A 26,330-nucleotide genomic window follows, 5' to 3' on the forward strand; every position below is an offset into this window, starting at 1 on the left:
GAAACGGGCCGTGGGACTGGGTGACTTCATAGACGACGCCGCCGGGGCGGCCAAGGACGGCCTCGCGGCTGTCGGGGACGGGATCGAGTGGGCGGGTGACAAGACCGCCGACGGCCTCGACTCCGTGGGACTCGACGGCGCGGCCGAGGGGGTGCGGGACGCATCCGAGTGGTCGGCGGACAAGCTCGGTGCGGACGTCGCCGAACGGCAGCTCGGCCAGACCGAGGATCCGAAGGAGATCATCCACGGTGACGTGGAGAAGCTGACGGACCGTGCGGAGCATCTGCGGGACTTCTTCAAGGCGTTCGACCGGCTGGGTACGGGGATGAAGGGCCTGGACGTCCACGGCTGGCAGGGTCAGGCCGGCGATGCGTTCCGGGCCGAGTTCGAGCCGCAGCCGAAGTTCTGGCTCTCCGCCGCCGACGCGTGCGAGGAAGCGGCGAAGGCGCTGGTGGAGTACGCCTCCATGGTGGAGTGGGCCCAGGGCCAGGCCAAGGAAGCCGTCGCGATCTTCAAGCGGGCCAAGGCGGCGTCGGACAAGGCGGTGGCCGACTACAACGCGAAGGCCGATGAGTGGAACCGGAAGAACGAGGCCGGGCAGGACCCCGGGCCCCGGCCCGCCCCGTTCGAGGATCCGGGTAAGGCCGGTCTGGATCTGGCCCAGAACATGGTGGACGAGGCCCGCCGCCAGCGGAACGACGCCGCCGTCCGGGCCAAGGACTGCATGATGGGTCTGGTGCGGCAGGCGCCGGAGCCGCCGGGCGGCTGGGACCTGGTCAAGTCCATGGGCCGGGACATGGCCGAGGGGATGGCGCTCAACAGCATTCACCTCGCCGGCGGTGCCCTCAAAGCCGTCGGCGAGACGGTCGGCCTGGTACGGATGCTCAACCCCACCGACCCGTACAACCTGACCCACCCCGGCCAGTACCTCCAGAACGTCAACGGCGTCCTCACCGGCCTCGCCTCCACCGTCGCCCACCCCGAACGCCTCGTCGGCATCGTGAAGAACCAGAACTGGCGTGACCCCGCCGAAGCCCTCGGCAGCATCGCCATCGACCTCATCGGCGGCAAAGGCGCGGGCGGCACCATCAAGGGCGGGCTGAAGGGCGGCCTGAAGACGGCGGGCAAGGAGGCCATCGAGCAGGGCGCGAAGGAAGCCGCCCGCAAGTCCGTCAAGGAACGCCTTGGCGACCTGGCGCGGGAGTTGAACTGCAAGGTCCTGCGCAACGAGCCGGTCGACATGGCCACCGGGCGCATGGTGCTGGCGCAAACCGACATCACCCTCCCCGGCATCCTCCCGCTGGAGTTCACCCGCACTTTCGAGTCCGCGTACCGCAACGGCGGCTGGTTCGGCCCCGCCTGGGCCTCCACCATCGACGAACGCCTCGAGATCGACGCCGAAGGCGTCATCCACGTCGCCGCCGACGGAAGTGTCCGTGCGTACCCGCATCCGGCGCCGGGCCTTCCTGTGACTCCGGTGCAGGGGATCGAATGGTCACTGGAGCGGCACCCCGACGGCTCCTACGAACTCACCGACCCCGTCACGCGCATCACCCGCGCTTTCGAGCCGCCGGCCGATACCGAACCCGGCGGCGACGGCGTCGCGAGACTCGCCTCCATATCCGACCGCCTCGGAAACCGGATCTCCGTCGCATGGGACCTCGGTCAGCCCCTCTCCCTGACCCACTCCGGCGGCTACGAACTCCACTTCACCTGCGACGCCGGCCGCATCACCCGCCTCTCACTTGCCACACCCGACGGACCTGTACGGCTGCGCACGTACGCGTACTCCGACCGAGGCTTCCTCACTTCCGTCGCAGACTCGGAAGACCGCGCCACCCGCTATCAGGTCGACGAGCGGGGCCGTATCGTCGCCTGGACCGACAGCAACGGCCGCTCGTTCTCGTACACCTACGACGACGAGGACCGGTGTGTCCATCACGAGGGCGAGGCCGGACACCTGCGGGCCCGCTTCGAGTACGGCCTGGACAGCCGTGAGCCGGAATGCACGACCACCCGCGTCACCGACTCCCTCGGCCACACCTCCCTGTTCACCGTCGACTCCCGGCTGAGGATCGTCGCCGAGACCGACCGCGCGGGCCGGACCACCCGCACGACCTACGACGACCAGCACCGCCCCCTCACCGTCACCGATCCCCTCGGCGCCACGACCAGCTACACCTACGACGACCTGGGCCGGCTCCTGAGTGTTACGCGCCCCGACGACACCACCGCCTCCCTCACGTACGACGAGGACGGGAACCCGGTCGAGACGCAGGAACCGGACGGGGCCGTCACCCGCCGCACGTACGACGAGGCCGGACGGCTGGCCGTCACGGTGCGGCCGGACGGCACCACCATCGCCCTGGCGTACGACGAGCGGGGCCACCTGGCGGCGGTCACCGACCCGCTGGGCCGGACATCGCGCATCGAGAGCAACGCCGCCGGGCTGCCACTTCGCGTGACGGACCCGCTCGGAGCCACGACCGCGTACCTGCGCGACGCCTTCGGCCGCCCGGTCACGGTGACCGACCCACTGGGCAACACCACCCACATGAGCTGGACGGTGGACGGCAAGCCCGCCCGACGCACCGGCCCCGACGGAGCCGTCGAGTCCTGGGAGTGGGACGGCGAAGGCAACCTGATCCGCCACACCGACCCCGTCGGCGGCACCACGGAGTACACGTACACCCACTTCGACCTCCTCGAAGCCCGCACCGAACCGGACGGCACCCGGCACGAGTTCCACTACGACACCGAGTTGCGGCTGCGCCAGGTCACCAACCCCCAGGGCCTGACCTGGAGCTACGAGTACGACCCCAGCGGCCTCGTCACCGCCGAGCGCGACTTCGACGGCCGCCTCCTCAACTACGCCCACGACGAGGCCGGCCGTCTGCGGCGTCGGGCGAACCCGATGGGCCAGACCGTCTCCTACGAACGCGACCTCCACGGCCGCGTCACCGTCAAGAACGCCGACGGCGACGAAACCCGCTACACCTACGACCCCGTAGGCAGCCTCATCGCCGCCGCGACACCGGAGTCCGAACTCGTCCTGCAGCGCGACCGCATGGGCAGGCTGCGCACCGAGATGCACGAAGGCCGCATCCTCACCTTCGACCGCGACGCGCTCGGCCGACCGGTACGGCGGATCACTCCGTCCGGAGCTGTCACCTCCTATGCATACGACGCCGCGGGCAACCGCGTCGGTCTCCGCATCGACGGCCACACCCTCGACTCCGCCTTCGACGCCGCTGGACGCGAAACCAGGCGCCATGTCGACACGGCGTTGACCCAGGCCAACCGGTGGGACCCAGCCGGACGCCTCCTCGCCCGTACCGTGACCACGGACGGCGTCACCGGCGATCCGCACGCCGCGCCGCACCGGCAAGGCGACGCGGTGTTGCAGGAGCTGGCGTACGAGTACCGGGCCGACGGCTGCCTGACCGCCGTCACCGACCGTCTCAACGGCGCCCGGCGCTTCCGCCTCGACCGCGCCGGCCGCGTCACCCAGGTCACCGGACAGAACTGGACCGAGACCTACACGTACGACACCGCCGGCAACCTGACCCAGGCCGCCTGGCCCGCATCCCACGGCGAGTCAGCTCACGGTGACCGCCAGTTCAACGGCACCCGGCTGCAGAAGGCAGGCCGGTGGACGTACGTCCACGACGACGCCGGCCGTGTCATCGAACGCCGCAAGACCCGTCTCTCCCGCAAACCCGATGTCTGGCGCTACACCTGGGACGCCGAGGACCACCTCACCACCTGCACCACCCCCGACGGCACCACCTGGCGGTACCGCTACGACCCCCTCGGCCGCCGCACCGCCAAGCAGCGACTCGACGCGGGCGGCAAGGTGGCCGAGGAGACCGTCTTCACCTGGGACGGCATCCAGGTCGTCGAACAGACCACCACGACGAGTGCCGGAACCAGCCCGATCGCGCTGACCTGGGACTACGACGGTCTCGCTCCCGTCGCCCAGGCCGAGCGAGCCCTCGATCCCGAGACCCAGCAGGCCGTCGACGCGCGCTTCTTCGCCATCGTCACCGACCTGGTCGGCACCCCCACCGAACTCGTCACCCCCGGCGGCGACCTTGCCTGGCGCACCCGGAGCACCCTCTGGGGCACCACCGCCGTGGCCCGCGGCGCCACCGCCCACACGCCACTGCGCCACCCCGGCCAGTACGCGGACCCGGAGACGGGCCTCAACTACAACCTCTACCGCCACTACGACCCCGCCACCGCCCGCTACACCAGCCCGGACCCCCTCGGCCTCGCGCCTGCTCCCAACCCTGTGGCATGGGTCCACAATCCCCACACGTGGGCAGACCCATCCGGCCTTGCCGGCTGTGAGGTCGTCTACGGCAAGACAGCGGGTGAGGGCGAGAACCTCAAGCGGTGGGCCAAAGTCGGCGACGACGACTGGCAGTTCAACACCGGTCACGGCTATGACCGCGTCCACACAGGGCCCGGCGGGGTGAAGAACGACGTACGGAGCACAGGCTTGTCCGCCGACCAGGTCGAGGCGGCGATCGCAAGAGATGTATACGATTTCATCAAGGGCGGAGGAAGCGTTCCGCAACCCGGTCCGGGCATTCGCCCCCTGGAGGGGGCTGTTGACATTGACGGGCACAGCATCGGATATCGCGTGGCGCAGACGCCCGACGGCACATACCGGGTCGCGACCTACTGGTTGAACCCATAACGGAAGGCTGACTGTGTCTGACCTGACTCGACTGATGTCGCAGATCTCGGTAGGCGGGGTGGACGGCGGCGCCATGGGGATCCCCGCCGAGGTCCAGCACTTCATCGAGAAGCTGACCTTCGCTGATCCCGACGACATCTGGGATTCGCTGCAGGCATCCCTGGCCGAAGACTGGATGGCACTCCCGGTGTGGGCACGCAACCTGGCCTTCCGCCTCCTGTGCCTCCAGCGGCCCGACGACGCCGAGATCCTGGGGCAAGCCGGATCGGATCTCCTGAGTTTCGGCCCCGACTGGGATGAGTTCGCCGAGAAGCTGATGGCTCGATCCGAGGAACTCAAGACGAAGAAGCAGGAGTAAGCCCCCCATATGTAGATCGACCGGTTCGCGCGTGCTCCCGGGTGCCGTCAGCGCGGATTCCCGATGATGGAGAACCGGGCCCCCTCCGGGTCCGACACCGTCGCCACGCGGCCGTGGGCGCTGTCGTGGGCCGGTTTGAGGACGTGGCCGCCGAGGTCGGCGATCCGGGCCAGCGTCTCGTCCGTGTCGGCGACCTCGAAGTACGTCATCCAGTGCGGGCCCCGGTCGCGGGGCAGGGCGTTGCCGACGCCGTGGATGCCGGCGACCGGGCGGCCGTCGATGTGCAGGGTGACGTAGTCGAAGTCGGCGGAGACCACCGGCTCCTCCTCGTAGGCGAACACGGTCTCGTAGAACTTGGCGACGGTCACGGACTCGAAGGTCAGCAGCTCGTTCCAGGCCGGGGTGCCGGGCACGCCGGTGACCGCCGTGCCCAGGTGGGCCGCCGCCTGCCACACGCCGAAGACAGCGCCGGAGGGGTCGGAGCAGATCGCCATCCGGCCGGCCTCGGCGGCGTCCAGGGGACCCACTCCGACCGTGCCGCCGCACAGCCGTACCGTGTCGGCGGTCAGGTCCGCGTCGTTCGAGGCGAGGTAGGGCGTCCAGGCGATGGGGAGGTGGCGGTCGGGCGGCAGCTGGCCGATGCCGGCCACCTCACGGCCGTCCAGCAGGGCACGAACATAGGGGCCGAGTTGCTGGGGTCCGGGCTGGAACTCCCAGCCGAACAGCGCGCCGTAGAACTCCTGGGTCGCGGCCAGCCCGTGCACCATCAGACTCACCCAGCAGGGTGTGCCGGGCGCGTGCTGGGCGTGCGTGGCGCTGTTCGGGCCGGCCGACCCCCGTGCCTCGGTCATCGTCACTCTCTCCTCGGTCCCTCGCTGCGGCCGCGTCGCTTCCGCTGTCCGCACCCCCGTGCCGATGCTCGCACCACCCGTGGCCGCGCGCGCTGCGGGCGCGCCGCGCACGACGGACGGTGCCCGGAGGATGCCCGGTGTGCGATTTACCGCCCGTTTCCGTGCGATTGCCGACGGATGTCGATCGTCTGTACAGCATGTGCCCGGTCCCGTACGCCTCGTGATCGGGCCTGTCCGGCGGGCAGAGTATCCGGAGCGCGCCGACGCGGCCACCCCGTGCGCAAGGATGGAGGCATGAACGCCATCATCTCCGCATCCGAACTCGCGCGCGCGGCGGCGGGCGGGAACCCGCCGGTGCTGCTCGACATCCGCTGGCAACTGAGCATGCCGAAGGCCGATGAGCCCCCGTTCGACGGCCGTGCCACGTACGAGGCGGGGCACATCCCCGGGGCGGTCTACGTCGACCTGGACCGGGAACTGGCCTCCGCGCCCGGCGCGCGCGGCCGTCACCCGTTGCCGGATCTGGCCGATTTCGGTGCGGCGATGCGGCGCGCGGGCGTGTCGTCCGGGACGCCCGTGGTCGTGTACGACGGCGGGCTGGGCTGGGCGGCGGCCCGGGCATGGTGGCTGCTGAGCTGGACGGGGCACCCGGATGTGCGGGTCCTCGACGGCGGACTGCCGGCCTGGGAGGGGCCGCTGGAGACGTCCGTACCGACCCCGGCGGAGGGCGACTTCGAGCCGGCGCCGGGAGCGACGGCGCTGCTCGACGCCGACGGAGCCGCGGCGCTCGCCCGGTCGGGGGTGCTGCTGGACGCCCGTGCGGGGGAGCGGTACCGCGGCGAGGTCGAGCCGATCGACCCGGTCGGCGGCCATATCCCGGGCGCCGTGTCCGCACCCACGAACGACAACGTCGGCGCGGACGGCCGCTTCCTCCCCGCCGAGGAACTCCAGTCCCGCTTCAAGAAGGTGGGCGCCGCCGAGGGCGCGGAAGTCGGCGTGTACTGCGGCTCGGGCGTCTCCGCCGCGCACGAGGTACTGGCCCTGGCGGTCGCGGGGATTCCGGCGGCGCTGTACGTCGGCTCCTGGTCGGAGTGGTCCTCGGACCCGTCCCGGCCGGTCGCCGTGGGGCCGGATCCGCAGTAGGACAGGGCCGGTCACGTCCCTGAACGGCACGAGGGCCGCGTGGTCACCCACGCGGCCCTCGTTCTCGTACGGCCACGTCCACAGCCGTACGACCGACTACTCCTGCTTCTTCCTCCGGGTCCCGAACACGATCTCGTCCCAGCTCGGGACGGCGGCCCGGCGGCCCGGGCGGACGCCGTCCGCTTCGGCCTGGCGGTCCGTGGCGCCGATGAGTCGGTCGCGGTGGCTGCCGACGGAGCGGGGCATGAGGACGTCCGCGTAGGCGGAACCTGCCGAGGCGGCGGGGGCGGGAGGTTCCTCCTCCTCCGGTTCGGCGGGGGGCTCCTCCGCCTCCGGCTCCGGTGGGCGCTCCGGTACCACCAGGTCGCCGCGGAAGCTGGGCACCGCCTCCAGCAGGCTGGTCAGCGAGTCCCGTTCCTCGGCGGTCTCCTCGGCCGGTTCGGAGGCCTGGGCGGGCAGGCTGGGCCGCGCGGTCTCCAATGCGCGGTCCATCGAACGCTCGCGCGGAAGCCGGGCGATACGCGGCACGAACGGGAAGCTGGGCTCCGGCGCGGCGAGGTCCTCGGACTCGCCGATCAGCGAGCGCGCCTCCTCGTCGACAGCCTGCACGAGCCGCCGGGGCGGGTCGTACGTCCAGCTCGCCGAGTGCGGTTCGCCCGCCACCATGTAGACCAGCAGCACTTCCCAGGTGCCGTCGTCGCGGCGCCACGAGTCCCACTGCACGGTGTCCTTGTCGGCGCCGCGCAGCAGCAGCCGCTCCTGGACGGCCTCGCCGAGCTGCGGACCGGCGGCGTTCTCGCCGGGTCGGCGGACGGGAGTCTTGCGTGCCCGTTCGGCCATGAACGCGCGCTCGGCGAGCACGGGGCCCTCGAAGCGCCGTACGCGGTCGACGGGGATGCCGGCGAGTTGAGCGACCTCTTCCGCGGTCGCACCAGCGCGTATACGCGCCTGGATGTCACGGGGGCGGAGATGGCTCTCCACCTCGATCTCGATCTGGCCGAGGCGCGGACGGTCGCCGCGCACGGCGGCGCGCAGGCGTTCGTCGATCGGAAGGGTGTACTCCGTTGCGTCGGCAGCCTTCAGCACCAGCCGTGTGCCGTCATTCGAGACGGCCACGACACGCAGTTCGGGCATGGGGACCTCCCGGGTGGTGCCTGCCGACGTCACGTGCGTCGCTGCTTCCGCTAGTCGAGTGTGGCCTGCCCGGGTGCAGCCTGCCACAACCTTGCCGAGTTGCCCGGCGTGTCGGGCACGGGCCCTGGATCGCCGTTATGGCACGGTTACCTATTCGCAACGCTAAGTGACCAACTCCGTCACCCTGTGCAACTAGCCCCCTCCCGGCGGTCCTTGAAGGCCACGGACGCCCAGGCGGGAGACCGGACCCAGGGCTCGCAACAGTACTCCATTTGGGCCACGTGCGTGGATTGGCACGCCGCCCAACTTCTGGCAAGAAGCGTGACCCGGCCGTCCGTTGAGCGGTTATCCGATCTTCTACGTGGCGCACTTCACGCAATCCACGGAAACGGAACTTATGGTTTCGTGCGTATGTGCCCTTGTCGCGCGGTTGCTCGAACGGCTGGATCGCGCCGGTCGAGCGCTAGGCCCCCAACACCCTCCGCAGGTAGTCGTTCTGGAACCGGCGGTCGGGGTCGAGCCGGTCCCGCAGCGCTGCGAACTCGTCGAAACGCGGGTACACCTGGGCGAAGTACTCGGCGTCCCGCGTGTGCACCTTGCCCCAGTGCGGCCGCCCCTCGTGCGCGGTGAAGATCCGCTCGGCGGCGGTGAAGTACCGCTGATACGGGGTCCCCTTGACCATGTGGACGGCGATGTACGCGCTGTCGCGGCCGGACGCGGTGGACAGCGTGATGTCGTCGGCCGGGGCGGTGCGCACCTCGACGGGGAAGCTGACCCTGAGGCCGGAACGGTCGACCATGGCCTTGAACTCGCGCAGCGTCTCGACGACGGCCGCGCGCGGGAGGGCGTACTCCATCTCCACGAAGCGCACCCGGCGAGGCGATGTGAAGACCTTGTACGGGATGTCGGTGTAGGTCCGCGAGGACAGGGCCTTGCTGGAGATCCGGGCGATCGCGGGGATCGTGGCCGGCGCCGCGCGGCCGACCCACTGGGCCACCTGGAAGACGCCGTTGGAGAGGAACTCGTCCTCGAACCAGCCCTGGAGCTGCGGCACCGGCTTCTCGGGGCCGGCGCTGCGGTTGTTGCGCTTGGTGTTGGTGCTGCCGGTGTGCGGGAACCAGTAGAACTCGAAGTGCTCGTTCTCGGCCCAGAGTTCGTCGAAGTCGGCCAGGACCTTGTCGAAGGGCATCGGCTCCTCGCGCGCGGTGAGCAGGAAGACGGGCTCCACGGCGAAGGTGATCGCGGTGACGACGCCGAGTGCGCCGAGACCGATCCGGGCGGCCGCGAAGACCTCTGGGTTCTCCTTCTCGGAGCAGGTGAGCACCGAGCCGTCGGCGGTGACCAGCTCCAGTCCCTTGATCTGGGCGGCGATGGAGGCCGAGTCGCGGCCGGTGCCGTGGGTGCCGGTGCTGGTGGCACCGGAGACCGTCTGCTCCATGATGTCGCCCATGTTGGTGAGCGACAGGCCCTCGCGTGCCAGGGCCATGTTGAGTCGCTTGAGCGGAGTGCCGGCCTCGACCGTGACGGTCATGGCGTCCCGGTCGATGTTGCGGATACCGGTCAACAGTTGAGGGCGGATCAACACGCCGTCGGTCGCGGCTATGGACGTGAAGGAATGCCCGCTGCCGACCGCCTTCACCTTCAGACCGTCCTCGGCGGCCCGGCGTATCGCCGCCGACAGCTCCTCGACGGAGGCCGGAGCGACCTCCCGCGCGGGACGGGCGGCGACATTGCCGCCCCAGTTACGCCACGTGCCGTTCTTCCCGCTCGCTGTGCTGCTCAACGGTGCCTCCCCGACGCGGAGCCGGCCTGCTGAGCCGGCGGTACCCCAGGAAACCGACCGCGACCGCGGCGGCCCCGGACACCGCCGGAACCCCGTACCCGGCCTTCGCACCGGCCGCGTCGATCACCCAGCCGGCCACGGAGGAGCCGAGCGCCACCCCGACCGCGAGCCCGGTGCTCACCCAGGTCATGCCCTCGGTCAGTTGCGCGCGTGGTACGTGCTCTTCGATCAGGGACATGGTGGTGATCATCGTGGGAGCGACGGCCATGCCCGCAACGAACAGCGCCACGGCCAGAAACGGCAAGTTTCCGACCAGTAGGAGGGGGATCATACTCACGGCCATCGCGCATATGCCCAGCAGCCAACGACGTTCCGGCGCCCCCTTGAAGCGCAGCAGCCCGAACACGGCGCCCGCCGCGCAGGAGCCCGCCGCGTAGAGGGCGAGGACCAAGCTCGCGGCGCCCTTGTGGCCCCGCTCGTCGGCGAAGGCCACGGTGACCACGTCGACCGACCCGAAGATCGCTCCGGTCGCCACGAAGGTGGCCACCAGGACCTGCAGCCCGGGGGCGCGCAGGGCCGAGCTGCCGCCCTGGCGCTCGCGCGGATGCGGCGTGGGTTCGGTGGCCCGCTGTGCGGTCAGCCAGAAGACGCCGACGGCGAGGAAGCAGCCGGCGAGCAGCGGCCCGGCCTCCGGGAACCACGCCGTGGACAGGCCGATGGAGATGATCGGCCCGAAGATGAAGCACACCTCGTCCACCACGGACTCCAGCGAGTACGCGGTGTGCAGCTGAGGCGTCCCCCGGTACAGCGCGGCCCAGCGGGCGCGGATCATCGCTCCGACGCTGGGCACGCAGCCGATGCCGGCGCAGGCCACGAACAGCACCCAGTCCGGCCACCCGTAGTGCGCGGCGAACAGCAGCACGGCCCCCGCCACGAGCGAGATCAGCGTCGCCGGGCGGAGCACCCGCCGCTGCCCGTACTGGTCGACCAGCCGCGAGACCTGCGGGCCCGCCACGGCCGCGGCGAGCGCGATGGTGGCCGACAGGGCACCGGCGAGGCCGTAGCGCCCGGTCAGCTGCGAAACCATCGTCACCACGCCGATGCCCATCATCGACAGCGGCATCCGGCCGAGGAAGCCCGCGGCGGAGAAGGCCTTGGTGCCAGGGGCGGCGAACAGGGCGCGGTAGGGGCTGGGCACGGGGGACTCCGGTCAGGCGGAAGCAGCGGGGCTGCGGCGACTCAGGCAGGGCAGGGCGGATCAGGGGCAGCTCAAAGACAGATCAGGGGCAACTCGGGGCAGCGCAAGGGCAGTTCAAGGGGCGACTCAGTAAGGCGCGTGGACGGCCGATACAGCTTACGAGTTAGGTGACCCTAACGCACCTGTCCGGACGAACCGGGAACCCGGGTGGTCACCCCACCGTTTCTTGGCTGTCAGTACCGGATGACAGGATCGACCCATGCCAGACGCGCGCCAAGCCACCCCCTACGACGCCCTGCTCCTCCTCTCCTTCGGAGGCCCCGAGGGCCCGGACGACGTGATCCCGTTCCTGGAGAACGTCACCCGTGGGCGGGGCATCCCCAAGGAACGCCTGAAGGAAGTCGGCGAGCACTACTTCCTGTTCGGTGGAGTCAGTCCCATCAACGACCAGAACCGCGCCCTGCTGGACGCCCTGCGCAAGGACTTCGCCGAGCACGCTCTGGATCTGCCGATCTACTGGGGCAACCGCAACTGGGCGCCGTACCTGACGGACACCCTGCGCGAGATGGTCGCCGACGGGCGCCGCCGCATCCTCGTCCTCGCCACCAGCGCCTACGCCTCCTACTCGGGCTGCCGCCAGTACCGCGAGAACCTCGCGGACTCGCTCGCGGCCCTGGAAGCCGAAGGCGTCGAACTCCCCAAGATCGACAAGCTGCGGCACTACTTCAACCACCCCGGCTTCCTGGAGCCGATGATCGACGGCGTGCTCGAGTCCCTCGCCGACCTGCCCGAGGAGGTCCGGGACGGCGCCCACATCGCCTTCTCGACCCACTCGATCCCGAACGCCTCCGCGGACACCTCCGGCCCCGTCGAGGACCATGGCGAGGGCGGCGCCTACGTCGAGCAGCACCTGGAGGTCTCCCGGCTGATCGCCGAGGCCGTCCGCGAGCGCACCGGCGTCGACCACCCCTGGCAGCTCGTCTACCAGTCCCGCTCCGGCGCCCCGCACATCCCGTGGCTCGAGCCCGACATCTGCGACCACCTCGAGGAGCGGCACGAGTCCGGCGCACCGGCCGTCGTCATCGCGCCCATCGGCTTCGTCTCCGACCACATGGAGGTCCTCTACGACCTCGACACCGAGGCCAAGGCCAAGGCCGCGGAGCTGGGCCTGCCGATGCGCCGCTCGGCGACCGTCGGCGACGACCCGCGGTTCGCCGCCGCGATCCGCGACCTCGTCCTGGAGCGCGCCGCGGTCGAGCGCGCGGAAGAGGTCACGCCGTGCGTCCTCGGCGGGCTCGGCGCGAGCCACAACCTGTGCCCGGTGGGCTGCTGCCCGGCCCGCGCGCCCAGGCCCGCCGCCGCGGGCGCCGACAGCCCCTACGCATGAGGAGCCCTGTGACCGACGCCCTGCACTCGGAACTGCTCACCCTGGCCCGGGAGGCCGCCCGCCGGGCCGGCGACCTGCTGCGCGACGGGCGCCCGGCCGACCTCGCGGTCGCCGCGACCAAGTCCAGCCCGATCGACGTGGTCACGGAGATGGACATCGCGGCCGAGAAGCTGATCACCGACCTGATCTCCGAGCACCGCCCCGACGACGGCTTCCTCGGTGAGGAGGGCGCCTCCACCGAGGGCACGAGCGGTGTCCGCTGGGTGATCGACCCGCTCGACGGCACGGTCAACTACCTCTACGGACTGCCGACCTGGTCCGTCTCCATCGCCGCCGAGCAGGACGGCGAGACGGTGGTCGGCGTCGTCGCGGCCCCGATGCGGGGCGAGACGTACCACTCGGTCCGGGGCGAGGGCGCCTGGGCGACCGGCCCCTGGGACGGCGAGCGCAGGCTCACCTGCCGCCCCACGGCCCCGCTCGACCAGGCCCTGGTCTCGACCGGCTTCAACTACGTCACCGAGGTGCGCACCCACCAGGCCGAGGTCGCCCGGAAGCTCATCCCGCTGCTGCGCGACATCCGACGGGGCGGCTCGGCCGCGATCGACCTGTGCGACCTCGCGGCGGGCCGCCTCGACGGCTACTTCGAGCGAGGCCTCAACGCCTGGGACATGGCCGCGGGTGACCTGATCGCGCGGGAAGCGGGCGCGCTCACGGGTGGACGGCCCGGAGAGCGCCCGTCCGGCGACCTGGCGGTCGCGGCCACCCCGGGCGTCTTCCAGCCCCTCCAGCGGCTGCTGGAGGACTTCGGCGCCTGGCACGACTGACCGGGTGTCGAGCAGGCCGCCGCACGGCCAACAGCACGTGAACACGGTCGTACGACAACGCGGCGGGCCCCCGGCGCTGGATTCGCCGGGGGCCCGCCGTCGTGCGTACGAGCTGGTCAGACGCTAGACGCGCCGACTTCCACACCGTGCTCGGCGGCGAGGCGGCGCAGGTCGTCGAGCTCGCCCTGCTCCACCTCGACGAGGAAGTCGTCGCCCTCGTCACGAGCCCGCGTCAGGTCGGACTCGGTCGCCTTTATGCGCTGCAGAAGTCCTGCGGTGAATGCGTCCATGCTGCGCCCCCTCGTCCTGGGTCGTGGGTCGGTGGCACGGGGGTGTGCCGTTCGGAAGGGGCGATCACGTCTCCAGTAGATGCCCAGCGCTGCCCGTGCTGGGCGGCGACGGTGCCGGACACCCACACCCGCTCTGCGGAAAGCGGATTGCGCTGTACCGCATGGTGGTGCGGTACATAGCAGAGCGTGATCGCGGGGTGTACAAGCCGTCCTCCCCCCGCTCTCTTCCACGGAAACCTCAACCGGAAGAGAAAATCTCGCATTCCCGGGCTTCACACCCGCCCTTCATGCACCGCCCACTCGTCTTACCGCCGACTTATGGCGGAAAAGGGCAGGATGGAGGCCAGGAAACCCCATCCACAGGACCCTGCCCGCGCGCTGGACGAGCGCTACGCGGGTGGACACAGGAAGGACAAGCGACGTGCGCGTACTCGTCGTCGAGGACGAGCAACTGCTCGCCGATGCGGTGGCCACCGGACTGCGCCGGGAGGCCATGGCCGTCGACGTCGTGTACGACGGTGCGGCCGCCCTGGAACGCATCGGCGTCAACGACTACGACGTGGTCGTCCTCGACCGCGACCTCCCGCTGGTGCACGGCGACGACGTCTGCCGCAAGATCGTCGAACTCGGCATGCCCACACGCGTGCTGATGCTCACGGCCTCCGGCGACGTCAGCGACCGTGTCGAAGGGCTCGAGATCGGCGCCGACGACTATCTGCCCAAGCCTTTCGCCTTCAGCGAGCTGACGGCACGCGTGCGTGCCCTCGGCCGTCGTACGAGCGTGCCCCTGCCGCCCGTCCTGGAGCGCGCCGGCATCAAGCTCGACCCGAACCGCCGCGAGGTCTTCCGCGACGGCAAGGAGGTGCAGCTCGCCCCCAAGGAGTTCGCCGTCCTGGAAGTGCTGATGCGCAGCGAGGGCGCGGTCGTCTCGGCCGAGCAGCTCCTGGAGAAGGCCTGGGACGAGAACACCGACCCGTTCACCAACGTCGTGCGGGTCACCGTGATGACACTGCGCCGCAAGCTGGGCGAGCCGCCGGTCATCGTCACCGTGCCCGGCTCCGGCTACCGGATCTGATCGGCCATGGCAGCGACTCCCGCGCCTCCCCAGGCGCCCCCCAAGCCCACCTGGGCCCCCCGGAGGGTGGAGCCCCCCTTCCCGTGGCTGCGCCCCACCATCCGGATAAGGCTCACGCTGCTGTACGGCGGCATGTTCCTGATCGCCGGCATCCTGCTGCTGTCGATCATCTATCTGCTGGCCGCGCAGGCCATCAGCACGGGCAACCAGCCGCCGTTCAAGATCGTGGGCGCCACTGACGAGATCAAGGTCGCCAGCGCCGACTGTCCCGCGGTCAACAACGCCACGGGCCTGACGCTGACCCAGTTCAACTCCGCGATCAGCGCCTGCATCGACCACCAGCGCCAGGTCGCCCTGGACGATCTCCTCAGCCGCTCGTTGCTGGCCCTGCTCGGCCTCGCCGTCATCGCCTTCGCCTTCGGCTACGCCATGGCCGGCCGTGTCCTGTCGCCGCTCGGCCGGATCACCCGTACCGCGCGCGCCGTGGCCGGCTCGGACCTGTCCCGTCGTATCGAGCTGGACGGACCGGACGACGAGCTGAAGGAGCTGGCCGACACCTTCGACGAGATGCTGGAGCGGCTGCAGCGGGCCTTCACCGCCCAGCAGCGCTTCGTCGGCAACGCCTCGCACGAACTGCGCACCCCGCTCGCGATCAACCGCACGCTCCTCGAAGTGCATCTGTCCGATCCGAACGCGCCGGTGGAGCTCCAGCAGCTCGGCAAGACGCTGCTGGCCACCAACGAGCGCAGCGAGCAGCTCGTGGAGGGCCTGCTGCTGCTCGCCCGCAGCGACAACCAGATCGTCGAGCGCAAACCGGTGGACCTCGCGGAGGTGGCCGAGCAGGCCGTCGACCAGGTGCACGCGGAGGCGGAGTCCAAGGGCGTGGTGATCCGCGGCGAGCAGAAGCCCGCGGTCGTCCAGGGCAACGGTGTGCTGCTGGAGCGCATCGCGCTGAACCTGGTGCAGAACGCCGTCCGGTACAACGTCGCGGAGGGCGGCTGGGTCGAGGTCACCACCGAGGTCCAGCACGGGCAGGCGGTCCTGGTCGTCGCGAACACCGGGCCGGTGGTGCCGGCGTACGAGATCGACAACCTCTTCGAGCCGTTCAGGCGCTTGCGTACCGAGCGCACGGGCAGTGACAAGGGTGTGGGCCTCGGGCTGTCCATCGTGCGGTCCGTGGCGCGGGCGCACGGCGGGCACATCGTGGCGCAGCCGCGCGAGGGAGGAGGACTCGTGATGCGAGTCACCCTGCCGATCTGAGACCATGTGCGCCGACACTTTGCCGCTATGCGGGGATGTTCGCTTTGCGCGGAATTTTCTGGGCACTCGTCGAGCAGTCCCGTGTGTGATCGATCACAAGGGCGAATTTCCGGCCATCTACTCTCCGTGATCATGTGGCCGGTCGGAAAGCCGGGAAAATCCGGGTTTTCAGGGGTCTTGATCACGGGAAGTACACGGTGAGACGCCTTTGAACTGCGGCATTAGGACCGTGTACGGTCCCGTTCGCCATCCAAGCCGATCACTCTTGAGGAGTCCGGTTGGGTGTCGATTGAGTAACAGACCTTGATGTGAGGCAAAATCTCCGCCTCGGGTCGGGCACAAGTCCGGCCTCTCACGCGTTACGTGCGCTGGAGACACCGCAGACACCCAGAGGGGGAGAGCGACATGGCAACGGATTACGACACCCCACGCAAGACCGACGACGACGTCGACTCGGACAGCCTTGAAGAGCTGAAGGCCAGGCGGAACGACAAGTCGACGTCCGCTGTGGACGTCGACGAGTTCGAGGCCGCAGAGGGCCTGGAGCTGCCCGGCGCCGACCTGTCCAATGAGGAGCTGGCGGTTCGGGTCCTGCCCAAGCAGCAGGACGAGTTCACCTGCATGAGCTGCTTCCTGGTGCACCACCGCAGCCAGCTGGCCCGGGAGAAGAACGGCCAGCCGATCTGCCGCGACTGCGACTGAGGTCGGGTCGGGCATGACTGGCTCGACCCCTCCTCGGAAGCGCCGCTTCCTGTCGCGGGGAGCGGACCCAGGGCCGTCCGACGGCCCGCGTGACGACGAGCGGGGCTCACCCGGTGCGGGAGCCTCGCTCGAACCGGCGCCCGGCCGGGTCGACGTCCCGGCGCAGTCGGCGGTTCCCGCGCCTGTGGCCAGACGCAGGGTCGCGGTGATCCGGGAGAGGGCCCGGGAAGGCGTCCGTAAGGGCGGCAGCCGCGCGAAAGCGGGGCTCGGGTACCTCGCCGACCGGATCATCGAGAACGCCCCGAGGGTCCCCGTACGGGACCTCGCGACGCTTCGTCGGCAGTTCCCGGGCCTCGGACCCGAGCAACTCGCGGACAAGCTCGTGGCGGGCGCGGCGAACGCGAGTTCGACGGTCGGTGCGGGAGTCGGCGCGGCGGCGATGCTGCCGATGCCGCCCGCGATGCCCGCGGAGCTGGCCGCCGAGATCACCGGTGTGGCGGCGATCGAGCTGAAGCTGATCGCCGAGCTGCACGAGGTGTACGGCGTACGTCCGCCCGGCAATCTCAAGGCCCGCAGCACGGCGTACCTGTCCTCGTGGTCCGAGGAGCGCGGCATCGACCCGATGAAGCCGGCGACGGTCAACGCCGCGCTCGGTGTGCAGATGAAGCGGGAGCTGCGTCAGCAGATCATGAAGCGGATGGTCCGGAATCTGCCGAACCTGATGCCCTTCCTGGTGGGCGCCGCCGTGGGCGCGGTCATGAACCGCCGGGACACCAGGAAACTCGCGGCGCGGATCCGCGCGGACCTGCGCAAGGTCCAGGTGCCGTGGGACGAATTGCCGCAACTGCCCCCGCTGGAGCGCCCCGAGCAACCGCTGGACATGGGGGAGATCATGCGGCCGCGCAGGCGCAGGAAACTCGGGGGCGGTTGAGCCCGCGGCCGAACCCCGGCGAAGTCTTTGCTCCGGTCACGCCAAGTCTTGACCGGACCGGTGACGGCCCGTTCGGGTGTGCTAGGCCGAGGCCTTGGCCGCCTTGATCGCCTCTGCCAGGCGCTCCGGCTCGCGGGTCGACAGGTACAGGTACGGGGTCGGGTCCTCGGGGTCCGTGACCTCCACCCGCAGGGCCCTGGGGATGTACGCGCGCAGCAGGAGGAAGGCCCGGGTGTCGGCCTTGTGCGTCCGCCAGGCGCGGGCCTCCTCCGGGTCCAGGACATGCGCCTCACCCAGCGCCCGCAGCGGGATCTTCGCCTCGCCCGCGATCAGGGAGTCGCCCACCACGCGGATGCGGACCGAGCCGTACGAGCTGGCCACGACGGCCGCCGCGGCGGTGCCGCCGACCAGGCCGACGAGCATGGGCAGCGTGCCGAAGGGCAGCACGATCAGGGCCAGGGAGATCCCGGCCAGGAACGAGACCAGCCACCAGGAGCGGGGGGCGGTGAGACGTTCTTCGTACGGGGCGGCGGAGAGCTGCATGGAGCCAAGCTTGACACGGTGTTCGGATCGAGCCATTGCCAGGGGGTCCGGCGCGAAGCGCTGTCAGGCAGGGCGGCGGTGGGGGACGGGCGGGCGGGTAAGGTCTGCGGCTGTGAGAGGTACTTCCGCAGCTCTTAAGCCGCCGGCCGACGCCGTGAAACCCGTGCGGCACCCGGATGCTCCCGCGCCCGGTGAGCTTCTCGGCGCGCACTACGGCGAGTGTTTCGGCTGTGGCGGCGAGCAGCCCCACGGGCTGCACCTGGAGGCGCGGGCCGGGGACGGCGTCAGCATCACCGCGGAGTTCACCGTGCAGCCCGCCCACCAGGGTGCGCCCGGGCTCGCGCACGGCGGTGTGCTCGCGACCGCCCTCGACGAGACCCTCGGCTCGCTCAACTGGCTGCTGCGGACGATCGCCGTGACCGGGCGGCTGGAGACCGACTTCTCCCGGCCGGTTCCGGTGGGCACGGTGCTGTACCTGGAGGCCGAGGTGACGGCGGTGGCGGGCCGCAAGATCTACTCCTCCGCCACCGGACGGATCGGCGGCCCCGACGGGCCCGTGGCCGTCCGTGCCGACGCCCTCTTCATCGAGGTGAAGGTCGATCACTTCATCGACAACGGCCGCCCGGAGGAGATCCGGGCCGCCATGGACGACCCGGACCAGGTCCGGCGTGCCCGTGCCTTCGAGGTGAACCCGTGAGCCGTGCCCCCCTGAACGTGGCGATCCGACGCGTCGACCCCGACGTACCGCTTCCGACGTACGCGCATCCCGGTGACGCCGGAGCCGATCTGCGCACCACCGAGAGCCGCGAACTCAAGCCGGGGGAGCGGGCCGTACTGCCCACCGGGGTGTCGATCGCCCTCCCGGAGGGGTACGCGGCCTTCGTGCACCCGCGCTCAGGTCTCGCCGCCCGCCTCGGTGTCGCTCTCGTGAATGCCCCGGGGACGGTTGATGCCGGGTACCGTGGGGAGATCAAGGTGATCGTGGTGAATCTCGACCCGCATGAGACCGTGCGGTTCGAGCGCTTCGACCGGATCGCCCAACTGGTCGTCCAGCAGGTCGAGAGGGTTCGCTTCCAGGAGGTCGCGGAGCTTCCCGATTCGGCACGGGCCGAAGGGGGCTTCGGGTCCACCGGGGGCCATGCCGCGGTGGGCGGCACAAGCAGCACAAGCGGTCAGGCCGCCGACGGCGGCCGGGCGGGTGGGAATCGATACGCTTCGGTCGTATCCGACCGGGAAGGACAGTGACGTGTTCGGACGTCGCAAGAAGAAGGGTGCCGCCGAGGACGCGGCCGGCGAGCCCGAGCAGGTCGTCGACATCGACACTGAGGCGGACGACGACGGCACGCGCGAGCGCGTACGGCTCGAGCCGGAACCGCGGCCCGACGGGCCCTGGGACAGCACCGAGGTCCGTGAGCCCGGCGAGGGCCGGGTGGACCTGGGCGGCCTGCTCGTGCCGGGCGTCGACGGCATGGAACTGCGTGTGGAGGTGGCGGGCGACGCGATCGTCGCGGCGACCGTCGTGCTGCGCGACAGCGCCATCCAGCTGCAGGCCTTCGCGGCACCCAAGCGCGAGGGCATCTGGGGCGAGGTACGCGAGGAGATCGGCTCCGGCATCACCCAGCAGGGTGGCATCATCGACGAGGTCGAGGGGCCGCTGGGCTGGGAGCTGCGGGCCCAGGTGCCGGTACAGCTGCCGGACGGCACGGGTGGTTTCCAGGTCGTGCGGTTCGTCGGTGTGGACGGTCCCCGCTGGTTCCTGCGCGGTGTGATCTCGGGTCAGGGCGCGGTGCAGCCGCAGGCGGCCGGTCTGCTCGAGCAGATCTTCCGGGACACGGTCGTGGTCCGCGGCGAGGGTCCGATGGCCCCCCGTGACCCGATCGTCCTGCAGTTGCCGAACGACGCCCAGATGGTTCCCGAGGGCGTCCAGCAGGAGGAGGCGGGTTCGCGCTTCTCCGGCGGCATGGGCCAGCTCCAGCGCGGTCCGGAGATCACCGAGGTGCGCTGAGCTTCGTAGAGACAACCAGGGCCGTACCCCTCAGGGGTGCGGCCCTTTCTCGTGCCGTTTCTCGTGTCCTTCTCGTGCGTGAACCCTTGACGGTGCATTGGTCTGTACCTACCGTCTCCGGCCAACGCGTCTGTTCATAAAGGCGCTTCGCGTTCACATACGAGAACGGAAGGCCCCCCACGTATGCGCAGAACCGCACTCTTCGCGGCCGCGGCCGCCCTCGTCGCCGGTGTCCTCGCCTGGCCCGCCGGCGCCGCTCCCACCACCTTCGTCCACCCCGGAGTCACCGTCTCCAAGGGCCAGTTGGACTTCGCCCGCTCCCAGGTCGACGCCGGAGCCCAGCCCTGGAAGGGCGCCTTCGACCGGATGATGGCGAGCAAGTACGCCGATCTGAACCGCACCCCCAAGCCGCGCGCGGTCGTCGAGTGCGGTTCGTACTCGAACCCCAACCACGGCTGCACCGACGAGCGCGAGGACGCGATCGCCGCCTACACCCACGCCCTCGCCTGGTATCTCACCCGCGACGAGCGGCATGCCAGGAAGGCCATCGAGCTGATGGACGCCTGGTCCGCGGTGATCAGGGACCACACCAACAGCAACGCGCCCCTGCAGACGGGCTGGGCCGGCTCCTCCTGGCCCAAGGCCGCCGAGATCATCAAGTACACGTACACCGGGAACTGGGCGAACTCCGGCCGGTTCGCCACCATGCTCCGCACCGTGTATCTGCCCGAGATCATCAACGGCTCGAACTCCAACGGCAACTGGGAGCTGTCGATGATGGAGGCCGCCGTCGGCATCTCGGTCTTCCTGGAGGACAAGGCGTCGTACGACAAGGCCATGGCGAAGTTCCGCACCCGCACCGCCGCCTACGTCTACCTGTCCTCCGACGGCGACCTGCCGAAGACCGTGCCGAGCCAGAACCTCGACACCCGCGACAAGATCGTCAACTACTGGCAGGGGCAGTCCACCTTCGTCACCGGCCTCACCCAGGAGACCTGTCGCGACCTCACCCACACCGGATACGGCATCTCCGCGATCTCACACGTGGCGGAGACCAGCCGGATCCAGGGGCAGGACCTGTACGGCACCGACATCGGCGAGCGGCTGCGGCACGCGCTCGGGTTCCAGGCCAAGTACGAACTCGGAACGGCCGTGCCCGGCTGGCTGTGCCGGGGCTCGCTGAAGCTCGGGCTCGGTCCGGTCACCGAGGTCGGGCACAACGCGCTGGCCAATCGGCTCGGCCACGCCATGACCAACACCGAGACGCTCACCGAGCGCAACCGCCCGTCCGGCAGCAACAACCTCTTCGTCGCCTGGGAGACCCTCACCCACGGCGACAACCCCGGCTGAGACGGGGCACGGCGGCGGTGGGAGCGTCAGAGTTCTGTCAAAGACGGTCCCGCCGCCGCACCCGGTCCTCTTTGTCGCGATTATTGGCCGTAAGGTCGACGCTGCGTAGGCAGCAAGGGCCGGAACACAATGGGGACCATGGGACGCGGCAAGCTTCGGATCTACCTCGGTGCGGCACCGGGCGTCGGCAAGACGTACGCGATGCTGTCCGAGGCGCACCGCCGTGCGGAGCGCGGCACCGACTGCGTGGTCGCCTTCGTGGAGCACCACGACCGGCCGCGCACCGAGGTGATGCTCCACGGGCTGGAGCAGGTGCGGCGGCGGGAACTGGAGTACCGGGGGAGCGCCTTCACCGAGATGGACGTGGACGCCGTCCTGGCGCGGCGCCCGCAGGTGGCGCTCGTCGACGAACTCGCCCACACCAACATCCCCGGCTCGCGCAACGCCAAGCGCTGGCAGGACGTGGAGGAACTGCTGGCGGCCGGGATCGACGTGATCTCGACCGTCAACATCCAGCACCTGGAGTCACTGGGCGACGTCGTCGAGTCGATCACCGGCGTACGCCAGCAGGAGACCGTGCCGGACGAGGTGGTGCGCCGGGCCGACCAGATCGAACTGGTCGACATGTCGCCCCAGGCGCTGAGGCGCCGTATGGCCCACGGCAACATCTACAAGTCGGACAAGGTCGACGCGGCCCTGTCGAACTACTTCCGTCCCGGCAACCTCACCGCCCTGCGCGAGCTTGCGCTGCTCTGGGTGGCCGACCGGGTCGACGAGTACCTGAAGCAGTACCGCAGCGATCACCGGGTGTCGACGATCTGGGGTTCGCGCGAGCGGATCGTGGTCGGGCTGACCGGCGGACCGGAGGGCCGGACCCTGATCCGGCGGGCCGCGCGGTTGGCGGAGAAGGGCGCCGGCGGTGAGGTGCTCGCCGTCTACATCTCCCGCAGCGACGGCCTCACCTCCGCCTCACCCAAGGAACTGGCCGTCCAGCGCACCCTCGTCGAGGACCTGGGCGGCACCTTCCACCACGTCGTCGGCGACGACATCCCCGCGGCGCTGCTGGACTTCGCACGCGGTGCCAACGCCACCCAGATAGTGCTCGGCTCCTCACGCCGCAGAAGCTGGCAGTACGTCCTCGGACCGGGTGTGGGCGTCACGGTGGCCCGGGAGTCGGGCCCCGACCTCGACGTGCACATCGTCACGCACGAGGAGGCCGCCAAGGGGCGCGGACTGCCCGTGGCCCGGGGAGCGCGCCTGGGCCGGTCGCGGATTCTGTGGGGCGGGCTCGTCGGCGTCGGTGGTCCCGTGCTGCTCACCCTGCTGCTGACCCATGTCGACGCCGACCTCGGGCTCGCGAACGACATGCTGCTGTTCCTGACCCTGACGGTGGCGGCGGCCCTGCTCGGGGGGCTCTACCCGGCACTGGCCTCGGCGGCGGTCGGCTCACTGCTGCTGAACTGGTACTTCACCGCACCGGTGCACCACATCACGATCGCCGACCCGAAGAACCTCCTCGCCCTCGTGATCTTCGTGTTCGTGGCCGTGGCGGTCGCCTCGGTGGTCGACGTCGCCGCCCGCCGCACCCAGCAGGCGGCCCGGCTGCGCGCCGAGTCGGAGATCCTGTCCTTCCTCGCCGGGAACGTGCTGCGCGGCGAGACCAGCCTGGAGGCGCTGCTGGAACGCGTCCGGGAGACCTTCGGCATGGAGTCGGCGGCGCTGCTGGAGCGGGCGGGCGACGTCGAGCCGTGGACCTGCGCGGGCAGCGTCGGTACGGGGCGCTCACTGGCGCGGCCCGAGGACGCGGACGTGGACGTGCCGGTCGGCGACCACATGGCGCTGGCGCTGACCGGCCGGGTGCTGCCCGCCGAGGACCGCCGGGTGCTCGCCGCCTTCGCCGCGCAGTCCGCCGTAGTCCTGGACCGCCAGCGGCTGCAACACGAGGCCGACCAGGCCAAGGAACTGGCCGAGGGCAACCGCATCCGCACGGCCCTGCTCGCCGCCGTGAGCCACGACCTGCGCACCCCCCTCGCCGGCATCAAGGCGTCCGTCTCCTCACTGCGGTCCGACGACGTGGCGTGGTCCGAGGAGGACGAGGCGGAGCTGCTGGAGGGCATCGAGGAGGGCGCCGACCGGCTCGACCACCTCGTGGGGAACCTCCTCGACATGTCCCGGCTGCAGACCGGCACGGTCACGCCTCTCATCCGCGACATCGACCTCGACGAGGTGGTGCCGATGGCGCTGGGCGGGGTGCCGGAGGACAGCGTGGAGCTGGACATCCCGGAGACGCTGCCCATGGTCGCCGTGGACCCGGGGCTGCTGGAGCGGTCGGTGGCCAACCTGGTCGAGAACGCCGTCAAGTACAGCCCGGACGGCAGCCCCGTCCTCGTCGCCGCGAGTGCCATCGCCGACCGGGTCGAGGTGCGGGTGGTCGACCGCGGGCCGGGCGTCCCTGACGAGGCCAAGGAACGTATCTTCGCGCCCTTCCAGCGCTACGGTGACGCCCCCCGCGGCGCCGGAGTGGGCCTCGGCCTCGCGGTCGCGCGCGGCTTCGCCGAGGCCAACGGCGGCACCCTCAACGCCGAGGACACGCCCGGCGGCGGCCTCACCATGGTGCTCACCCTCCGGGCGGCCTCACGGGGCGGAGAACCTCTCGGCCCGGGGGAGTCCGCGCACGCCGGGGAGCTGCCGCACTCCGACCGGCTGCTGCACGTCGACGGGACGCTCCGCTCCGACGGGCGGCCGCTCCGCTCCGAGGAGCCTCTTCACTTCGTACGACCGGAAAGGCAGGCCACATGCTGAGCCCTACTGGGGGGACCCCCCAGACCTCCACAAGGGTTCTGGTGATCGATGACGAGCCGCAGATCGTGCGCGCCCTCGTGATCAACCTCAAGGCACGCAAGTACGAGGTCGACGCGGCCCATGACGGGGCCACCGCCCTCGAACTCGCCGCCACCCGCCACCCCGACGTGGTCGTCCTCGACCTCGGACTGCCCGACATGGACGGCGTCGAGGTGATCCGGGGGCTGCGCGGCTGGACCCGGGTGCCGATCCTGGTGCTGTCCGCCCGGCACTCCTCCGACGAGAAGGTCGAGGCACTGGACGCGGGTGCCGACGACTACGTCACCAAGCCGTTCGGCATGGACGAGCTGCTGGCCCGGTTGCGGGCCGCCGTACGGCGGGCCGAGCCCACCGGGGGCGGCGAGGACGACGTGATGGTGGAGACCGAGGAGTTCACCGTCGACCTGGCCGCGAAGAAGGTCAACCGGGGCGGCAAGGACGTCCGGCTGACCCCCACCGAGTGGCATCTGCTGGAGGTGCTCGTGCGCAACACGGGCCGTCTCGTCAGCCAGAAGCAGCTGCTGCAGGAGGTCTGGGGGCCCTCGTACGGGACGGAGACGAACTATCTGCGGGTCTACATGGCCCAGCTGCGCAGGAAGCTGGAGGCGGACCCGTCGCATCCGAAGCACTTCATCACGGAGCCGGGGATGGGATACCGGTTCGAGAAGTGAGATGGGCCGTCGGTTCCGGAAACGAGCCGGTCGCAGCGGGTCGGTTCGAGGGTGCGCACCGCGGGTACGAAGGTGTCGGTGCTCCCCGGTACGCTTCAAGACATGAGTGCTGTTCCTCGTTCCGAAAAGTCGGTGGGCCGGTTCCGGCGCATGCTCGACCGGCTCTCCTCGTCGCAGGAGGACCTGGAGTCCGAGGAGCTGCGTGAGGACGCAGAGACGGCCGGCTGTATCAAGATCGGTGACTGCCGTGACCGACAGATAGTGACGGTTACTGGTACCTTGCGCACGGTCACCCTGCGGCCGCGTGCGGGAGTCCCGGCCCTGGAGGCCGAGCTGTTCGACGGCTCCGCCGCCCTGGACGTGGTGTGGCTCGGCAGACGCTCCATCGTCGGCATAGAGCCGGGGCGCCGGCTGATCGCATCGGGCCGGATCTCCATGAGCCGGGGCCGCCGGGTGCTGTTCAACCCGAAATACGAACTGAGACCCCTCGGACGGGAGTAGCCGGTGACGTCGCTCGACAAGCCGACCGAAGACACCACCGCAGACGCCGAGCACGACGCCCGGGCGGTGACCGAGGCCGCGCTGTTCGAGGCCTTCGGCGGCATGCGCGGCATGATCGAGACGGTGCTGCCCGGTCTGCTCTTCGTCACCATCTACACGATCAACAAGGACCTGCACCTCTCGGCGATCGCCGCGCTCGCGGTGTCCCTTGTCCTCGTGGTCGTGCGCCTGGTGATGCGGGACACCATCAAGCACGCGTTCAGCGGTGTCTTCGGTGTCGCCTTCGGTGTCGTGTTCGCGATGATGACGGGCAACGCGAAGGACTTCTACCTGCCCGGCATGCTCTACACGCTGGGGCTGGGGCTCGCGTACATCATCACGACGCTGTGCGGGGTGCCGCTGATCGGCCTGATCCTCGGCCCGGTGTTCAAGGAGAACCTCTCCTGGCGCAAGCGCAATCCCGGCCGCAAGAAGGCGTATGCGAAGGCCAGTTACGCGTGGGGCCTGATCCTGCTCGCCAAGTGCGCGATCCTCTTCCCGCTGTACTGGTGGGCCGACACCACCCAGTTCGGGTGGGTGCTGGTCGCCCTGAAGATCCCGCCGTTCCTGCTGGCCGTGTGGCTGACGTGGGTGTTCCTGGCGAAGGCGCCGGCGCCGATCGACGTGTTCGCGGAGATGGAGGCGGCGGAGAAGGCCGAGGAGGAGCGCAAGGCGGCGCTCGCCGCGGAGCGCGAAGGGGCCGCGGGCGGGCAGCACCGCCGAGAGCCCTAGATCTCTC

At 70.4% G+C, this 26,330-nt stretch carries 23 protein-coding genes; 17 read left to right on the plus strand and 6 right to left on the minus strand.

What is annotated here, in order from left to right:
- The first annotated feature begins 10 nt into the window (after positions 1-10).
- Entirely contained in the window at positions 11-4,705 is a 4,695-nt protein-coding gene (locus ABD932_RS02800) for a putative T7SS-secreted protein (protein ID WP_345008460.1), read from the plus strand.
- Between the two features lie 34 nt (positions 4,706-4,739).
- Entirely contained in the window at positions 4,740-5,063 is a 324-nt protein-coding gene (locus tag ABD932_RS02805; protein ID WP_345008461.1) for a hypothetical protein, read from the plus strand.
- 47 nt (positions 5,064-5,110) lie between these two features.
- Here ABD932_RS02805 and ABD932_RS02810 read toward each other — a convergent pair whose 3' ends face one another.
- Positions 5,111-5,914 (minus strand): VOC family protein, encoded by an 804-nt coding sequence (locus tag ABD932_RS02810; protein ID WP_345008462.1) that lies wholly within the window; start codon positions 5,912-5,914, stop codon positions 5,111-5,113.
- A 294-nt stretch (positions 5,915-6,208) separates the two neighbouring features.
- Here ABD932_RS02810 and ABD932_RS02815 point away from each other — a divergent pair, with 294 nt between their 5' ends.
- Positions 6,209-7,057, plus strand: coding sequence for a sulfurtransferase (locus ABD932_RS02815; protein ID WP_345008463.1), 849 nt, complete (start codon positions 6,209-6,211; stop codon positions 7,055-7,057).
- Positions 7,058-7,153: 96 nt separating this feature from the next.
- Here ABD932_RS02815 and sepH read toward each other — a convergent pair whose 3' ends face one another.
- The 3 genes from sepH to ABD932_RS02830 form a co-directional block, all read right to left on the minus strand.
- Entirely contained in the window at positions 7,154-8,191 is a 1,038-nt protein-coding gene (gene sepH / locus ABD932_RS02820) for a septation protein SepH (protein WP_345008464.1), read from the minus strand.
- A gap of 463 nt (positions 8,192-8,654) precedes the next feature.
- A complete protein-coding gene (locus ABD932_RS02825; RefSeq protein WP_345008465.1) occupies positions 8,655-9,974 on the minus strand; it encodes a D-arabinono-1,4-lactone oxidase in 1,320 nt (439 codons plus the stop codon).
- Positions 9,934-11,172, minus strand: a complete 1,239-nt coding sequence (locus tag ABD932_RS02830) for an MFS transporter (RefSeq protein WP_345008466.1) — start codon at positions 11,170-11,172, stop codon at positions 9,934-9,936. Before ABD932_RS02830 ends, ABD932_RS02825 begins: the two co-directional genes overlap by 41 nt.
- 259 nt (positions 11,173-11,431) lie before the next feature.
- On the opposite strand from ABD932_RS02830, the gene ABD932_RS02835 reads away from it, so the two are divergent.
- Positions 11,432-12,559 (plus strand): ferrochelatase, encoded by a 1,128-nt coding sequence (locus tag ABD932_RS02835; protein WP_345008467.1) that lies wholly within the window; start codon positions 11,432-11,434, stop codon positions 12,557-12,559.
- A gap of 8 nt (positions 12,560-12,567) precedes the next feature.
- Positions 12,568-13,383, plus strand: a complete 816-nt coding sequence (locus tag ABD932_RS02840) for an inositol monophosphatase family protein (protein ID WP_345008468.1) — start codon at positions 12,568-12,570, stop codon at positions 13,381-13,383.
- Positions 13,384-13,499: 116 nt separating this feature from the next.
- Here ABD932_RS02840 and ABD932_RS02845 read toward each other — a convergent pair whose 3' ends face one another.
- Positions 13,500-13,673: a hypothetical protein gene (locus ABD932_RS02845; protein ID WP_167348321.1), complete on the minus strand. Its 174-nt coding sequence runs from the start codon at positions 13,671-13,673 to the stop codon at positions 13,500-13,502.
- Between the two features lie 421 nt (positions 13,674-14,094).
- On the opposite strand from ABD932_RS02845, the gene ABD932_RS02850 reads away from it, so the two are divergent.
- The 4 genes from ABD932_RS02850 to ABD932_RS02865 all read left to right on the plus strand — a co-directional run bounded on the left by ABD932_RS02850 (position 14,095) and on the right by ABD932_RS02865 (position 17,641).
- Complete coding sequence (locus tag ABD932_RS02850; protein WP_007385219.1) at positions 14,095-14,748, plus strand: response regulator transcription factor; 654 nt, start codon at positions 14,095-14,097, stop codon at positions 14,746-14,748.
- A gap of 6 nt (positions 14,749-14,754) precedes the next feature.
- Positions 14,755-16,008: a sensor histidine kinase gene (locus tag ABD932_RS02855; protein WP_345008469.1), complete on the plus strand. Its 1,254-nt coding sequence runs from the start codon at positions 14,755-14,757 to the stop codon at positions 16,006-16,008.
- A 405-nt stretch (positions 16,009-16,413) separates the two neighbouring features.
- Positions 16,414-16,710, plus strand: coding sequence for a DUF4193 domain-containing protein (locus tag ABD932_RS02860; protein WP_005481602.1), 297 nt, complete (start codon positions 16,414-16,416; stop codon positions 16,708-16,710).
- A 13-nt stretch (positions 16,711-16,723) separates the two neighbouring features.
- The gene (locus ABD932_RS02865) at positions 16,724-17,641 is read left to right on the plus strand and encodes a hypothetical protein (RefSeq protein ID WP_345008470.1); all 918 of its coding nucleotides are present in this window, start codon (positions 16,724-16,726) and stop codon (positions 17,639-17,641) included.
- 81 nt (positions 17,642-17,722) lie between these two features.
- On the opposite strand, the gene ABD932_RS02870 is transcribed toward ABD932_RS02865, so the two are convergent.
- The gene (locus ABD932_RS02870) at positions 17,723-18,184 is read right to left on the minus strand and encodes a DUF3093 domain-containing protein (protein ID WP_345008471.1); all 462 of its coding nucleotides are present in this window, start codon (positions 18,182-18,184) and stop codon (positions 17,723-17,725) included.
- Positions 18,185-18,296: 112 nt separating this feature from the next.
- Between ABD932_RS02870 and ABD932_RS02875 the strand changes: the two genes are divergently transcribed.
- The 8 genes from ABD932_RS02875 to ABD932_RS02910 all read left to right on the plus strand — a co-directional run bounded on the left by ABD932_RS02875 (position 18,297) and on the right by ABD932_RS02910 (position 26,323).
- The gene (locus ABD932_RS02875) at positions 18,297-18,881 is read left to right on the plus strand and encodes a PaaI family thioesterase (RefSeq protein ID WP_345008472.1); all 585 of its coding nucleotides are present in this window, start codon (positions 18,297-18,299) and stop codon (positions 18,879-18,881) included.
- A complete protein-coding gene (gene dut / locus ABD932_RS02880; RefSeq protein WP_126395605.1) occupies positions 18,878-19,429 on the plus strand; it encodes a dUTP diphosphatase in 552 nt (183 codons plus the stop codon). The genes ABD932_RS02875 and dut overlap by 4 nt, the downstream gene beginning before the upstream one ends.
- A gap of 1 nt (position 19,430) precedes the next feature.
- On the plus strand, positions 19,431-20,189 hold the full coding sequence (locus tag ABD932_RS02885; RefSeq protein ID WP_126395606.1) for a DUF3710 domain-containing protein: 759 nt from the start codon (positions 19,431-19,433) through the stop codon (positions 20,187-20,189).
- Positions 20,190-20,372: 183 nt separating this feature from the next.
- Positions 20,373-21,539 carry an alginate lyase family protein gene (locus tag ABD932_RS02890; protein ID WP_345008473.1) on the plus strand — a complete coding sequence of 389 codons (1,167 nt, stop codon included), beginning with the start codon at positions 20,373-20,375 and terminating at the stop codon, positions 21,537-21,539.
- Positions 21,540-21,677: 138 nt separating this feature from the next.
- Positions 21,678-24,341 carry a DUF4118 domain-containing protein gene (locus tag ABD932_RS02895; RefSeq protein WP_345008474.1) on the plus strand — a complete coding sequence of 888 codons (2,664 nt, stop codon included), beginning with the start codon at positions 21,678-21,680 and terminating at the stop codon, positions 24,339-24,341.
- On the plus strand, positions 24,335-25,051 hold the full coding sequence (locus ABD932_RS02900) for a response regulator (RefSeq protein ID WP_345008475.1): 717 nt from the start codon (positions 24,335-24,337) through the stop codon (positions 25,049-25,051). Before ABD932_RS02895 ends, ABD932_RS02900 begins: the two co-directional genes overlap by 7 nt.
- A 102-nt stretch (positions 25,052-25,153) precedes the next feature.
- On the plus strand, positions 25,154-25,552 hold the full coding sequence (locus tag ABD932_RS02905; RefSeq protein ID WP_037642785.1) for an OB-fold nucleic acid binding domain-containing protein: 399 nt from the start codon (positions 25,154-25,156) through the stop codon (positions 25,550-25,552).
- A 3-nt stretch (positions 25,553-25,555) separates the two neighbouring features.
- A complete protein-coding gene (locus ABD932_RS02910; protein WP_345008476.1) occupies positions 25,556-26,323 on the plus strand; it encodes a DUF3159 domain-containing protein in 768 nt (255 codons plus the stop codon).
- Positions 26,324-26,330 lie beyond the last annotated feature (7 nt).

It is taken from the genome of Streptomyces shaanxiensis (assembly GCF_039537145.1).
Classification (GTDB): domain Bacteria; phylum Actinomycetota; class Actinomycetes; order Streptomycetales; family Streptomycetaceae; genus Streptomyces; species Streptomyces shaanxiensis.